12 protein-coding genes are annotated in these 13,603 nt (G+C 65.5%); 5 read left to right on the plus strand and 7 right to left on the minus strand.

The genetic code is table 11. The annotated features are described in order from the left end of the window. Positions 1 to 16: 16 nt before the first annotated feature. Positions 17 to 415: a hypothetical protein gene (locus tag HNS03_RS17000; RefSeq protein WP_367196988.1), complete on the minus strand. Its 399-nt coding sequence runs from the start codon at positions 413 to 415 to the stop codon at positions 17 to 19. On the opposite strand from HNS03_RS17000, the gene HNS03_RS17005 reads away from it, so the two are divergent. Together HNS03_RS17005 and HNS03_RS17010 are read left to right on the plus strand one after the other, a co-directional pair. Next, entirely contained in the window at positions 381 to 1,265 is an 885-nt protein-coding gene (locus HNS03_RS17005) for a mechanosensitive ion channel family protein (protein WP_367196990.1), read from the plus strand. The two genes, HNS03_RS17000 and HNS03_RS17005, sit on opposite strands and share 35 nt — an antisense overlap. Next, entirely contained in the window at positions 1,262 to 2,827 is a 1,566-nt protein-coding gene (locus HNS03_RS17010) for a phytoene desaturase family protein (RefSeq protein WP_367196992.1), read from the plus strand. Before HNS03_RS17005 ends, HNS03_RS17010 begins: the two co-directional genes overlap by 4 nt. Before the next feature lie 9 nt (positions 2,828 to 2,836). Here the strand turns inward: HNS03_RS17010 and HNS03_RS17015 are convergent, their stop codons facing one another. The 6 genes from HNS03_RS17015 to HNS03_RS17040 form a co-directional block, all read right to left on the minus strand. Further along, positions 2,837 to 3,202 (minus strand): STAS/SEC14 domain-containing protein, encoded by a 366-nt coding sequence (locus HNS03_RS17015; RefSeq protein WP_367196994.1) that lies wholly within the window; start codon positions 3,200 to 3,202, stop codon positions 2,837 to 2,839. Between the two features lie 16 nt (positions 3,203 to 3,218). Continuing rightward, positions 3,219 to 4,052, minus strand: coding sequence for an ABC transporter permease (locus tag HNS03_RS17020; RefSeq protein ID WP_367196995.1), 834 nt, complete (start codon positions 4,050 to 4,052; stop codon positions 3,219 to 3,221). Next, on the minus strand, positions 4,049 to 4,999 hold the full coding sequence (locus tag HNS03_RS17025; protein ID WP_367197121.1) for an ABC transporter permease subunit: 951 nt from the start codon (positions 4,997 to 4,999) through the stop codon (positions 4,049 to 4,051). Before HNS03_RS17025 ends, HNS03_RS17020 begins: the two co-directional genes overlap by 4 nt. Positions 5,000 to 5,092: 93 nt before the next feature. Continuing rightward, entirely contained in the window at positions 5,093 to 6,241 is a 1,149-nt protein-coding gene (locus HNS03_RS17030; protein ID WP_367196996.1) for an ABC transporter ATP-binding protein, read from the minus strand. A 176-nt stretch (positions 6,242 to 6,417) separates the two neighbouring features. Then, positions 6,418 to 7,512 (minus strand): polyamine ABC transporter substrate-binding protein, encoded by a 1,095-nt coding sequence (locus HNS03_RS17035; protein ID WP_367196997.1) that lies wholly within the window; start codon positions 7,510 to 7,512, stop codon positions 6,418 to 6,420. 185 nt (positions 7,513 to 7,697) lie between these two features. Then, entirely contained in the window at positions 7,698 to 9,077 is a 1,380-nt protein-coding gene (locus HNS03_RS17040) for a glutamine synthetase family protein (RefSeq protein ID WP_367196999.1), read from the minus strand. Positions 9,078 to 9,440: 363 nt separating this feature from the next. Between HNS03_RS17040 and HNS03_RS17045 the strand changes: the two genes are divergently transcribed. From HNS03_RS17045 to HNS03_RS17055, 3 genes are read left to right on the plus strand one after another with little or no spacing between them, the layout of a single operon-like run. Further along, complete coding sequence (locus HNS03_RS17045) at positions 9,441 to 10,850, plus strand: glutamine synthetase family protein (RefSeq protein WP_367197000.1); 1,410 nt, start codon at positions 9,441 to 9,443, stop codon at positions 10,848 to 10,850. Beyond that, positions 10,843 to 12,246: an aspartate aminotransferase family protein gene (locus HNS03_RS17050; protein ID WP_367197001.1), complete on the plus strand. Its 1,404-nt coding sequence runs from the start codon at positions 10,843 to 10,845 to the stop codon at positions 12,244 to 12,246. The genes HNS03_RS17045 and HNS03_RS17050 overlap by 8 nt, the downstream gene beginning before the upstream one ends. After that, positions 12,243 to 13,568 carry an NAD(P)/FAD-dependent oxidoreductase gene (locus HNS03_RS17055; RefSeq protein WP_367197003.1) on the plus strand — a complete coding sequence of 442 codons (1,326 nt, stop codon included), beginning with the start codon at positions 12,243 to 12,245 and terminating at the stop codon, positions 13,566 to 13,568. Before HNS03_RS17050 ends, HNS03_RS17055 begins: the two co-directional genes overlap by 4 nt. Positions 13,569 to 13,603: the final 35 nt, after the last annotated feature.

Genomic DNA, 13,603 nt, shown 5'->3' on the forward strand with positions numbered 1-13,603 from the left:
TTTTGTTGTCCGAAGCTCAAACGAACTCGAGCGCCGCGCGGCACCGGACGTCGCACAGAACCGACACGATCTCTTCGGCCTCCCGCACGAGGCGCGCATGGCGCTCGCTGTCGATCTGGCCCTTCGCGAGCCGTCGATCCAGCATTTCCCGCAACTGCGAGCGCTCGAACGGCGTCGACGCGCGGTCGCCGCGCTCCACGGCCCACTCACTCCGGCCACCACTCATGACACATCCCTGCTCGCAGCCATCGTCATAAAAGATATAAATTCGGCACGATTTGATAGCCGCGAGATTTGAGGAGCCGCCGCCCCCGAAATTCCGGCTCAGATTGGTCGACAGGACCGCCGAACCACCGGAACCGAAGAGGAGTTCATCGACCATGGAGCTGATCGACACCTTGAGCGCGGATGCCAAGTCCGCCGTTGATCCCGTGCTCGCGTGGCTGGCGCTGCGGGGCATGTCGGTCATCTACGCGCTGATCATCCTGGTCGTCGGTTGGCGGATCGCCCATGCCACTAAGCGGCTGGTGTCGCGCGCTCTTGCCCGCACCAAACGGATCGACGCGACGGTGCACGCCTTCCTGGCGAGCCTGACCTACTATTTCGTGCTGGCCGTCGTCGTGATCGCGGTGCTGCAGCTGTTCGGCATCCAGACCACCAGCCTGATCACCGTCCTGGGCGCCACCTCGCTGGCGATCGGCCTGGCGCTGCAGGGAACGCTCACCAACCTCGCCGCCGGCGTAATGATCCTGGCGTTCCGTCCGTTCAAGCAGGGCGACTACATCGCCGTCGCCGGCCAGTCCGGCACGGTGAAGGAGATCACCCTTTTCACCACCGAGCTCGCCACGCCGGACAATGTCCAGATCATCGTTCCGAACGCCAGCGCCTGGGGCACCACGGTCACCAACTACTCCGTTTACGCCACCCGACGCCTGGAGGTGTCGGTCGGCATCTCCTACGAAGACGATGTCGACCTGGCTCTGGACGTGCTGGTTGCAATGGCCAAAAGCGACGCGCGCGTGCTCGCAGATCCGGCCCCGTCCGCCTACGTCGCCGAACTCGCCGACAGCCAGGTCACGCTGAGCTTGCGCGCCTGGTGTGCGTCGGGCGACCTTTGGGCCCTGAAGACCGATTTCACCAGGCGGATGAAGGCGGAGATCGAAGGCGCCGGCATGAACATTCCATACCCGCACACCACCCTGGTGCCACCGGCAACCGCCCCTGCCCCCGCTGGTGCGTCGTCCGAGAGCGCCCGCCCAACATGACCCGGCCCGTCGATACCGTCGTCATCGGGGGCGGCCTCGGTGGCCTGATGGCCGCCGCGCTGCTCTCCAAGCGCGGCTTCTCCGTCGCCCTTTACGAGCGGGCGGACCATTTCGGCGGCGCCGCCTCCACCTATCGCCGCGCCGGCCTCACCATCGAAGCCTCGCTGCACGCGACGGAAGACCCGCGCAGTCCCGGCGATCCCAACCGCCGCGCTCTCGCCGAGTTGGGCATTCTGGACGATCTGCCGCTGGTGGACGTGCCGGAGCTTTTCGAAGTGCGCGGCGGGCCGGTCGGCGCGCCATTCCGTCTGCCGCACGGCTTTGAAGCGGCCCGCGAGGCGCTCGGTTCCCGCTTTCCCGAGGTCGGAACCGGCGCCGGCCGCCTGCTCGACGAGATGGCCGGCGTCGCCCGCGCACTGGAAACCGCGGGCTCGCACAAGGGCCCTGGCGGACTCCTCGCCAGCCTGCCGCGCATGGCCAGCGACATGTGGCCGATCGTCAACGGTTGGAACCGCTCCGTCTCGGAGGTGTTCGCGCGCCGGCTGGACGGGCACGAGGGCGCAAAGTTCGCGCTTGCCGCCAACCTCGCCTACTACGACGACAACCCGGCAGAGCTGTGGTGGCCCTTCTTCGCCGTCGCCCAGTCGGGCTATCTCGCCCACGGCGGCAAATATATCCGCGGCGGATCCCAAACCCTGACGGACAAGCTCGTCGACATCATCCGCGCCAATGGCGGCACGGCGGAAACCGGCCGATCCGTCACGGAGGTGCTGCTCGGCGCCGACGGGCGCGCATGCGGCGTGGTCCACACCGCACCGGACGGCAGCGAACGCTCCGAGCAACCGGCGAGCGCGGTCCTGGCCAATGCTGCCCCGACGGTGGTTACCGGCATGCTTCCGGCCGAAGCGCGAGCGCGTTTCGTGGAGGCCTATCGCGGCCGCGCGCTTTCCATGTCGGCCTTCAACATCCATTTCGGCCTGTCGCGGAAACCGGACCAATTCGGTTTTTCCGCCTATTCCACGATCCTGCTGCCGGAGTGGATGCAGACCCTGGACAACATTGCCGACTGCGGTCCCCTTCTGGGCGAAGCGCCTGGCGCCGCGCTGCCGCTCCTCGATATCGTCGACTATTCCGCGATCGACGCCGGCCACTCCGCCGAACCGCCACATCTGGTCTCCGTTGTCGGCGTCGACCGGGTGGCCAACTGGGACGGGCTCGAACCCGACGCCTACGACGAACGCCGCGAAGCCTGGCTTGCCGCGATCGAGGCGGAGATCGACAGGCAGTTTCCGGGCTTTTCCGCCGCCGTCACAACGCGGATGTTCGCCTCCGCGACGACCTTCGCACGCGCCCTCAACGCGCCCGGCGGCGCGCTCTATGGCTTCGCGCCGACACCGCCCGGCACGCCCATCTGGAAAGGCTATCCGCGCTCGACGGAGACCCCGATACCGGGGCTGCTGCTGGCCTCGGCCTATGCCGGCGCCGGCGGCTTCACCGGCGCGCTCTCAGGTGGCGCATCGGCCGCCAACCGGATCACGCGGGCGAAGGGCGCGAAGAAGTGAGCAGATGGGTTAGCCCTTCACCCAGGCCCAGGCATCGGCGATCCGGTCACTCTCGAAGCCTTTGACACGGCCCGGCATCGCCACTTCGGCAGCGTCCACCATCAACCGGTCGGCCAGGCTGTGGGTCACCACGGCCAGACGTGCGATCTTGTCGATCAGACGCGCGTCGCCCTTCAGCTCTTCCCAGAATGCCGCGACGGAATCCCAACCGTCGAAGCCGGCGAGTTCGACCAGCACCTTGAGCTTGCCGGTCGGATCGCCCTCGGCCCGATAGTGCAGTTCCGGGACCCATTTCTGGTAGTCCGCGACACTCAGCGGTCCGTCGGCCTGTAGCCCGACGACGTTGCCGGCGCTCCCGGATAGCTCGTGCAGCATGTCGTTTTTCTCCGGCTCAAACCGCGGCGGCATTCGCCGCAGCGGCCATCCGCTCATCGCGAAGGCGCCGGACCTCCTGACGCTTCATGGAGATCGACGCCGCGATTACTCCGATCGTCACGATAGAGATCAGGATTGTACAGACCGCATTGATCTCCGGCGACACGCCGAGCCGCACGGCGGAGTAGATCTTGATCGGCAGTGTCGTCGCACCCGGCCCGGTGGTGAAGGAGGCGATCACCAGATCGTCGAGCGAAAGGGTGAAGGCGAGCATCCAGCCCGCCGCAACCGCCGGCGCGATGATCGGAAGCGTGACCGCGAAGAAAGCTTTCACAGGCGTCGCGCCCAGATCGAGGGCCGCCTCCTCCAGCGAGCGATCGAACGAGATCAGCCGAGACTGCACCACCACGGCCGCATAGCAGGTGCAGAAGGTGATGTGGGCGATCGTGATGGTCCAGAAGCCGCGTGAGAAGTCGATCGCAACGAACAGGAGCAGCATGGAGAGGCCGGTGATGACGTCCGGCATCACCAGCGGCGCATAGACCATGCCGGAAAACAGCGTCCTGCCCCGGAACATGCCGCCACGCACCAGCGCGAGCGCGGCCATGGTGCCGAGCACGGTCGCCACCGTCGCCGAAATCAGCGCGACGCGGAGCGTCACCCAGGCCGCCGACAGGAGCTGCTCGTCCTTGAACAGCTCGAAATACCACTTGGTGGACCAGCCCTCCCAGACCGCGACGTTGCGGCCGGCATTGAAGGAATAGATCACCAAAAGCACGATCGGCAGATACAGAAACGCAAACCCGATCGCCATCGACGTGATGTTGAACCAGCTCGGTCCCCGGTTCATTTGCCGCTCTCCTGCAGCTTCGCCTGATGGTTCTGGAAGTAGACGATCGGGATCACCAGGATCAGGAGCAGCAAAACGGCGATCGCCGACGACAGCGGCCAATCACGGTTGCTGAAGAACTCCGCCCACAGCGTGCGCCCGATCATGAGCGTGTCGGAGCCACCGAGCAGATCCGGAATGACGAACTCGCCCACCGCCGGGATGAACACCAGGAAGGAGCCGGCGACGACGCCGGGCAGCGACAGCGGCACGGTAATCTTCCAGAACGCCTTCCATGGCGGGCAGCCGAGATCCGCGGCCGCTTCCAACAAGCTTTCGTCCAGCTTCTCCAGCGTGGCGTAGAGCGGCAGCACCATGAACGGCAGGTAGGAATAGACGATGCCGATATAGACCGCCGTGTTGGTGGAGAGAATGACCAGCGGATTGGCCGGATCGACGACGCCGATAAAGATCAGGAACTGATTCAGCAGCCCTTCCCGGCTCAAGATCCCCATCCACGCGTAGACGCGGATCAGAAAGCTGGTCCAGAACGGCAGGATCACCAGCATTACCAAGAGCGGCCGCCAATGGCGCGGGGCACGGGCCATGCCATAGGCCATCGGAAAGCCGATCAACAGCGTCAGCACCGTCGAGACCAGCGCGATCCAGACACTCGACAGGTAGGAGAGGTAATAGAGCCGATCCTGGGTCAGGAAGAGGTAGTTGTCGAACGAGAACTGCTGCAGTTTGGCCAAGTTGGCCGAAATGCCCTCGGCCAGATCGAACACCGGCGTATAGGGCGGGATCGCGATCGTGATCTCCGAGAAGGAGATCTTGAAGACGATCAGGAACGGCAAGAGAAAGAAGAAGAGCAGCCAGAGATAGGGCAGCCCGACCACCACCAAGCGCCCGAAGCGAGGAAACAGGCGCCCGCGCGCTTTGGCCGGCACGTGCCGCGCCCCCGGCATCGGTTCGCCGGTCAGCTCGCTGATCCGGATCGCTTCAGGGTCGTTCGCCATCCCGTCCCGCTCTCCCCTAAAGAGCCTGCCCCTCGCGAGGAGTCATCGCGTCAAGATCACGCCCGCGTTGCGATCCCATTCCAGCCAGACCCGATCTTCCCAGGTGATCGGCCGCTCCACCAGCCGGGTGGTGTTCGCCACGGTGGCGCGCATGATGGTGCCGTCGTCGAGCTTGACGTTGTAGATCGAGACGTCGCCGAGATAGGCGATGTCCCAGACCTCGCCCTCCACCGCATTGACGCTCGCCTCCGCCGGTCGCTCGCGCAGGATCCGCAGCTTCTCCGGCCGGATCGCGAACCAGGCCACCTCCGGACGCTCGGTGACGGTCTGCTCCGCCTCGATGGTCAGGCCGCTTTTCGGCGCGACGAGACGCGTCATCCCGTCGCCCGCCGCCTCCAAGCTGCCCTCGACGATGTTGATGTCGCCGATAAAATCGGCGACGTACCGCGAGGATGGCTGCTCGTAGATTTCCGCCGGAACCGCCACCTGCCGGATCACGCCCTGATCCATGACGGAGATCCGGTCGGCCACCGTCATCGCTTCCTCCTGGTCGTGGGTCACGATCAGGAAGGTCATGCCGAGCTCCTGCTGCAGGTCGGTCAGCTCGAACTGGGTGGCCTCGCGCAGCTTCTTGTCGAGCGCGCCCAGCGGCTCGTCGAGCAACAGCACCCGAGGGCGCTTGGCCAGCGAGCGGGCGAGCGCGACGCGCTGGCGCTGGCCACCGGAAAGCTGGTGCGGCTTGCGCTTGGCGAACTGCTCCAGCCGGACCATCTTGAGCATCTCGCCGACCCGGTCGTCGATCTCGCTCTTGGCCATGCCGTCCTGCTTCAGGCCGAAAGCGATGTTCTTCTCCACACTCATGTGAGGGAACAGCGCGTAGCTCTGAAACATCATGTTGACCGGCCGCTGATAGGGCGGAACGCCCTTGAGGCTCTTGCCGTCCAGCAGCAGATCGCCCTCGCTCGGCTCCTCGAAGCCGGCGAGCATGCGCATCAACGTGGTCTTGCCGCAGCCGGACGGGCCGAGCAGCGCGTGGAACTCGCGCTCGAACACCGGCAGGTCGACCCGGTCCACGGCGACGAAATCGCCGAACCGCTTGGTCACGGCGTTGAAATGGATGAGCGGCTTCGCCTCGGGATCGTCCCAAGGGGCAAAAGACCGTCTGATCGGCCCCAGAGCCTGCTTGGCCATGTTGTCTGGTTTCCGCGCCTCACCTCCCCGCCCGTGGCAGGGAGATCCCCTCTGCTCTTCCACGCTCGGCCGGAGGTCTCCCGAGCGTCCGGTTCAGCGCTATCGACCGCCCGTCCCGCGCAAACGAAGCACCCCCGAAAACAAACGGGGCAGCAGATGCCGCCCCGTCCGACTGGTTACATGCCAGTCTTCACGTTGGTCCAGGTTCGGGTCAGAAGCCGCTGGTCGCGCGCGTTGTAGACCGCCACCACGTAAAGCTTCTCCATGACCTCAGCCGGCGGATAGATTGCCGGATTGTCCAGGATTTCCTTATCGATATATTCCTGCGACGCCTTGTTGCCGTTGGCGTACCAGACATAGTTGGTCGCCTTGGCGATCACTTCCGGCTTCATCATGTAGTTGATGAAGGTGAGCGCGTTTTCCGCGTTCGGCGCATCTGCCGGCATCGCCATCTGGTCGAACCACATCTGCGCGCCTTCCTTCGGGATCACGTACTGGACCGTGACGCCATTGTCGGCGGCATCGGCGCGATCGGCCGCCTGGAAGACGTCGCCGGACCAGCCGAGCGCCAGACAGATATCGCCGTTGGCGAGCGCGTTGATGTACTCGGAGGAATGGAACTTCTGGATATATGGGCGGATCTTGGCGAACAGCGCCTCCACCTTCTTGAAGTCGTCGGCCGAGCGCGCGCTCGGATCCAGCCCGAGATAGTTGAGCGCGGCCGGGATCACCTCTTCCGGCGCGTCGAGCACTTGAATGCCGCAGGACGAAAGCTTCTCGGCATTGGCGGGATCGAACAACAGATCCCAGGAGTTCAGCGGCGCATCGTCGCCCAGGATCTCCTTCACCTTCTCGACATTATAGCCGATGCCGGTGGTGCCCCACATATAATTGACGGAATAGGCGTTGTCGGGATCGTAGGAGGAGACCCGTTTCTCCACCATCGGCCACATGTTCGTGAGGTTCGGAAGTTTATCCTTGTCGAGCTTCTGGAACACGCCGGCCTGAATCTGACGCGCCAGGAAGGTCGCCGAGGGAACCACAACGTCATAGCCGGTGGAGCCCGCCAGCAGCTTGGTCTCCAGGATCTCGTTGGAATCGAAGACGTCGTAGTTGACCGTGATGCCGGTCTCTTTCTTGAAGTCCGCCAGGATCGACTCGTCGATATAGTCGGACCAGTTGTAGACGTTCACGACTTTGTCTTGGGCCGCCGCCGTGCCGGCGGCAAGAACAGCGGCCACGGCGAGCCCGCTCAACAGGTATCCGCGCATCAGGATCGGCCTCCCCCTCTGGAGTACGTGCGATCTGGATCGAGCACACCCGAACCACGACTGCGCTCGCGACATGAGGGCACGGTACGGTGGCCCGGCCGGGCGCTCAACCGTTTTCCATCGTCCTCAACCCGAAATATGCTGATTTCACAGGCATGTCACATCGACGCGCAGATGGCGACGCGTCACAGATAGGTCGAACGCTCCAGCGGGGAGATCTCGGAGCGGAAGGCGGAGATCTCCGCTTCCTTGATCGCCGCATACATGGCGCGATACTCCACCCCGAAGGTCCGGCGGATGAAGTCGGACTTGCGAAACAACCGCACCGCATCCTGCATGTCGTCGGGCAGTTGCGGCGCCGGCGCCTCGTAGGCGTTGCGATCGGTCGGCGGCGGCGGCACGCGCTGCTCCTCGATGCCGTCGAGCATCGCCGCCAGGATCGCGGCAAGCACCAGGTAGGGATTGGCGTCGGCACCAGCGATGCGATGCTCGATCCGGGTGGCGGCCGCCTCGCCCGCGGGAATGCGCACGGCGACGGAGCGGTTGTTGTGGCCCCAGGCCACACGGGTGGGCGCGTAAGAGCCCGGCAACAGGCGCCGATAGCCGTTCCATGTCGGAACGAACACCAGCATGGCCGGCGCCATCCCCTCCAACAGGCCCGCGACCGCGTGTTCCAGCGTCCGCTGGCCCTTGCTGGCATCGGCGAAGATGTTGGCCCCGTCGATGTCGACCATGCTGACATGGCAATGCATGCCGTTGCCGGCCCAGGGCATGAACGGCTTGGCCATGAAGGTCGCCCTGAGCCCATGCCGGCGGGCGGTTTCCTGGACCAGACGCTTCAGCAACAGCGCATCGTCGGCGGCCGCCATCGCGTCGACGCGATGTTTGAGATTGATCTCGAACTGGCCGGGGGCCGCTTCCGACAGGATGGTATCGATCGGCAACCCCTGCGCCTTCGCGCCGGCGCGGACGGCGGCGAAAAAATCGGAATGGGCGGAGAGATCGGAGAGCGCGTACATGTTCTGCCGGTCCGGCCCGTCGCCGAGCGACAGAACCGGGCGCAATGCTTCGGCCTGCGCCTCGCCGGTGCGCCCGGTGAGAAGGTAGAACTCCAGCTCGAAGGCGACGCAGGCGCGCAAGTTCAGCTTCGCGGCGCGGGCGACCACCGCCTCCAGAGCGTGACGGGGGTCGCCGTGGAATGGCTTGCCGGTCTCCGTGGTCATGGTCAGCACGACCTGCGCTGTCGGAACATCGGCCCACGGCACCGGGCGCAGCGAGCCGGGCACCGCCTTGCAGAAGCCGTCGCGGTCGCCGGTATCCACGTGCAGCCCGGTTTCCATCACTTCGCGCCCCCAGACGTCGAGGCCGAACATGGAAAGCGGAAAGGCCACCCCGGAGGTAAACGCCTTTTCGATCGTTCCGGCGGGCGCCCACTTCCCGCGCATGACCGCGTTGGTGTCGGTGATCAGAAGCTCGACGGCTTCGGTATCGGGGTGGTGGGAGAGGTAGCGCTCGACCTCGTCGAGCGGGTCGGCGGTTGTGTCCGCCGGGAGATCAGGGGTCATCGGGATCGGGGCGTACCGGGCCGGCGCCGATATCGACACCGCCTCTGCTTGTCTTTGGCTGTGGCTGACGCTGCGCGCATCTCGTCGTCCGTCAGCCGATGGAATAAATCGCAGATTTGAACGTTCGCAGGTGTCTGAGCAAGTGCCAAGACCCGAGACGCCGGCTCTGAACCGCACCAAAAGCCTTCCCACACGTAGATGATCAGGGAAGCCCTATGCAGTCTTCTGTCCTCTTTCTATGATGCCCGACGATTGCTCCGGGCCTGTTGCCGGCCGCCCGGGCCGGGTTCGCCGCCGCCAGGCGGCGCGTCTGCAACGCTCAGGCCGCACTCACTGAGGATCCTCCGGGCGGAACCCGGAGGCATGCGTGTTCAAATGGATTCCGAAAACCGCTCGCTCGTCGAGACGGAGGACGCCCGCGGCGTCTCTTCGCATGAAGAGGCCGTCCGGTGGCTGAAGGACCGCCGGATTCAGGACGTCGAATGCATCGTCCCCGATCAAGCCGGTGTCGCGCGCGGCAAGATGATGCCGACGGAGAAGTTCGCCGCCGGCCCTTCCATCACAATGCCGACGTCGATCTTCACCCAAACGATCACCGGCGACTATCCGGAAGAGGACGACAACTTCAAGCACGACCCGAGCGATTCGGATCTGATCTTCGAGCCGGACTATTCCACGCTCGCCGTCGTGCCATGGGCGAGCGATCCGGCCGCGCAGCTCATCCACGAGGCGCGCTATCGCGACGGCCGGCCGGTCGACCACGCGCCGCGCCAGGTGCTGCGCAAGATCGTGGATCTCTACCGTCACCGCGGCCTGAAGCCGGTGGTCGCGCCGGAAATCGAGTTCTATCTGGTCAAGCCCAACACCGATCCGGACTACCCGCTGGAGCCGCCGATCGGCCGCTCGGGCCGGCCGGAAATCGGCCGCCAGTCCTTCTCCATCGCCGCCGTCAACGAATTCGAGGACGTGTTCGACGACATCTACGCCTATAGCGAGGCGCAAGGGCTGGAGATCGACACGCTGATCCACGAGGAAGGCGCGGCGCAGATGGAGATCAATCTTCTCCACGGCGACCCGATCGACCTGGCCGACCAGGTGTTCCTGTTCAAGCGCACCATCCGCGAGGCCGCGCTGCGCCACAACATGTACGCCACCTTCATGGCCAAGCCGATGTCCAACGAGCCCGGCTCGGCCATGCACATCCATCACTCGATCGTGGAGATCGAGACCGGCCGGAACATCTTCTCCACCCCGGACGGCACGCCCAGCCGCGACTTCTTCTCCTTCATCGCCGGCCTGCAGAAATATCTGCCCCACGTGATGGCGATCATGGCACCCTACGTGAACTCCTACCGCCGGCTGGAGCGGTGGACCACGGCTCCGATCAACGTCTACTGGGGCTACGACAACCGCACCGTCGGCCTGCGCGTGCCGCATTCGCCGCCGGCCGCGCGGCGGGTGGAAAACCGGGTTCCCTCGTCGGACGCCAATCCCTATCTCGCCATCGCAGCGTCACTTGCCTGTGGCTTCCTGGGCATGGACGAGGAGCTGTCGCCGGACGAGCCGGTGGAAGGCTCCGCGCGGGAGCTGCCCTACGGCTTGCCGCGCGGCCTTCTGGAGGCGGTCGCGCTGTTTGAGGAATGCGACGAGTTGGTCGGCCTGTTCGGCAAGAGCTTCGTGCACACCTATCGGGCCATCAAGCAGGCTGAATACGAGACGTTCATGCGCGTGATCTCGCCCTGGGAACGGGAGTATCTTCTGCTCAATGTCTGAGGCTGCATTGACGAACGATCCGGAATCCACCGCCGGGCTCCAGCGGCGCGATGCCGCGCATCACATCCACCCCTTCACCGACACCGCCGCCCTCAATGCCGAGGGCGCGCGCGTGGTGGTGTCCGGCGAGGGCTGCTGGATCACCGATTCCGACGGCAAGCGCATCCTCGACGGCATGTCGGGACTTTGGTGCGTCCAGATCGGCCACGGCCGGCCGGAGATCGCCGAAGCCGTGCACCGTCAGATGACGGAGCTCAGCTACTACAACACCTTCTTCAAGACGACCCACAAGCCGGCGATCGCGCTGGCCGAAAGGCTGGCCCGGCTGACGCCGGCCCACCTCAACCACGTCTTCTTCACCGGCTCCGGATCGGAATCCAACGACACCGTGATCCGGATGGTGCGCACCTATTGGGACGCCGTCGGCAAGCCGGAAAAGAAGACCATCATCTCGCGCTGGAACGCCTATCACGGCTCAACCATTGGCGGCGCGAGCCTCGGCGGCATGCGCGCCATGCACGGCCAGGGCGGCATGCCGATCCCCGGCATCGTGCACATTCCCCAACCCTACTGGTTCGGCGAAGGCGGCGAACTGGATCCCGACAGTTTCGGCACCTGGGCCGCGCGCGAGCTCGCCCATGCCATCGAGGCCCAGGGGCCGGATACGGTGGCGGCCTTCATCGCCGAGCCGATCCAGGGCGCCGGCGGCGTGATCATTCCGCCCGACAGCTATTGGCCGGAGATCAAGAAGATCTGCGCCGACTACGACATCCTGCTCGTGGTCGACGAGGTCATCACCGGCTTCGGCCGGCTCGGCACCTGGTTCGGCTCCGACTACTACGACCTGAAGCCCGACCTGATGCCGATCGCCAAGGGGCTATCCTCCGGCTATCTCCCGATCGGCGGCGTGATGGTGGGCGACAGGGTCGCCGACGTGCTGATCGACGACACCGGCGAGTTCTTCCACGGCTTCACCTATTCCGGTCATCCGGCCTGTTGCGCGGCCGCGCTGGAAAATCTCCGCATCCTGGAAGAGGAAGGCGTGGTGGAACACGCCGCGAAAATCGCGCCCTATCTTCAGGAGCGCTGGCGCGCGCTTGGCGATCATCCCCTCGTCGGCGAGGCCCGCATGGTCGGGCTGATGGGCGCGCTGGAGCTGGTGCCGTCCAAGCCGAGCCGCACCATCCGCTTCGACAACGAGGGCGAAGTCGGGACGATGTGCCGTGATTTTTCGCTCAAGAACGGCCTGGTCATGCGGGCGGTGCGCGATTCCATGATCATCGCACCGCCGCTGGTGATCACCCGCGACGAGGTCGACCAGCTCATCGACCGGGCGAGCAAGACCCTGGACGATACCCTTGACGCCCTGAGCAAAGCGGGGCGCCTTCCCTCATGAGCCGGCAAGGCGCCTTCGCGGCTGCCCAGAGAAGCGCAGGGCGGGCTCCCGAAGGGCCTCCCTCCGTTTATACCGCAGGCTTTGCGCCGCGGCACATCGCTCCGCTCCGAGGCGACACCCGCGCCGATGTCTGTGTCGTAGGCGGTGGCTTCACGGGCCTGTCCACGGCGTTGCATCTGGCTGAAGCCGGACGCTCGGTTATCCTGTTGGAAGCCGAACAGATCGGCTACGGCGCCACCGGACGTAATGGCGGGCAACTCCACTCCGGCCAACGCCGCGACCAGGTCTGGCTGGAAAGCCGGCTCGGGCGCGAGGACGCCGCCAAGCTCTGGCAACTTGCGGAAGCCGCCAAGGACCTGGTCCGCGACCTCATCGAGCGCCACGAGATCGAATGCGACTGGAACAGCGGCCTGATCGAAGCCGCCCACACCCGCTCCCTCTTCGACGAAGAGCGCGACTATGTCGACCATCTGGAGACACAGTATGGCGTCACGGCCCTGTCGGTGCTCGACCGCGCCCAACTCGAAGTCGCGATCGGCACCGACCGTTTCGTCGGCGGGTTCCGGGACGCCAGTGCCGGCCACCTGAACCCGTACGCGCTTGCGCGCGGGATCGCCTCTGCGGCCGAGGCCGCCGGCGCGACGATCCACGAAGGCGCGACCGTCATCGGAATCGAGCAAGCTGCCCGCAGCCGTCGCCGGGTCGCCACTGCGGCGGGTTCTGTGGAGGCGGACACGGTCGTGCTGGCCGGCAACGGCTATTTGGCCGACCTGGCATCCGAGGTCGAAAGCCGCGTCCTGCCGATCAACAACTACGTGGTCGCCACCGAGCCGCTCGGGCCGGACGGGATGGCCGCGCTGATTCCGGGCCATGAATGCGTGGCCGACACCCGCTTCGTGATTCACTACTGGCGCCCCACCGGCGACGGCCGGCTGATCTTCGGCGGCGGCGAAACCTACCGCCGGCGGCTTGCGCCCAATGCGGAGGAGCTGGTTCGCCCGCATTTGCGCGAAATCTATCCCCAGCTTGCCGATGTGCGGATCGACTACGCCTGGGGTGGGACGCTGGCCGTCACCCGCCACCGCATGCCCTTCATCCAACGCGTCGAACCCGGCCTCTATGCCGGCTGCGGCTATTCCGGCCAGGGCGTCGGCACCGCCAACTTCGCAGGCAAGATCCTGGCCGACGCCATCATCGGCGACACCGGCGCGCTCGACGTGTTTTCCCGCCTGCCGGTGCCCACCTTCCCCGGCGGCACTCTTTTGCGAACGCCGTTGCTGATGCTCGCCATGACATGGTTCGCCATGCGCGACCGGCTTTAGAGTATGTCCGGCCGACGTGGATCTGGCTCGCCCGC

Origin of the sequence: Amorphus sp. 3PC139-8, from assembly GCF_040750475.1 — a bacterium.
Taxonomy (GTDB): Bacteria; Pseudomonadota; Alphaproteobacteria; order Rhizobiales; family Amorphaceae; genus Amorphus.

Excerpts from the sequence above, each read along its gene's own strand:
- HNS03_RS17030 (WP_367196996.1), bottom strand. The coding sequence starts at position 6,241 with ATGGCCAAGCAGGCTCTGGGGCCGATCAGACGGTCTTTTGCCCCTTGG.
- HNS03_RS17005 (WP_367196990.1), top strand. The coding sequence starts at position 381 with ATGGAGCTGATCGACACCTTGAGCGCGGATGCCAAGTCCGCCGTTGAT.
- HNS03_RS17050 (WP_367197001.1), top strand. The coding sequence starts at position 10,843 with ATGTCTGAGGCTGCATTGACGAACGATCCGGAATCCACCGCCGGGCTC.
- HNS03_RS17045 (WP_367197000.1), top strand. The coding sequence starts at position 9,441 with ATGCGTGTTCAAATGGATTCCGAAAACCGCTCGCTCGTCGAGACGGAG.
- HNS03_RS17040 (WP_367196999.1), bottom strand. The coding sequence starts at position 9,077 with ATGACCCCTGATCTCCCGGCGGACACAACCGCCGACCCGCTCGACGAG.
- HNS03_RS17055 (WP_367197003.1), top strand. The coding sequence starts at position 12,243 with ATGAGCCGGCAAGGCGCCTTCGCGGCTGCCCAGAGAAGCGCAGGGCGG.
- HNS03_RS17025 (WP_367197121.1), bottom strand. The coding sequence starts at position 4,999 with ATGCCGGGGGCGCGGCACGTGCCGGCCAAAGCGCGCGGGCGCCTGTTT.
- HNS03_RS17020 (WP_367196995.1), bottom strand. The coding sequence starts at position 4,052 with ATGAACCGGGGACCGAGCTGGTTCAACATCACGTCGATGGCGATCGGG.
- HNS03_RS17035 (WP_367196997.1), bottom strand. The coding sequence starts at position 7,512 with ATGCGCGGATACCTGTTGAGCGGGCTCGCCGTGGCCGCTGTTCTTGCC.
- HNS03_RS17015 (WP_367196994.1), bottom strand. The coding sequence starts at position 3,202 with ATGCTGCACGAGCTATCCGGGAGCGCCGGCAACGTCGTCGGGCTACAG.
- HNS03_RS17010 (WP_367196992.1), top strand. The coding sequence starts at position 1,262 with ATGACCCGGCCCGTCGATACCGTCGTCATCGGGGGCGGCCTCGGTGGC.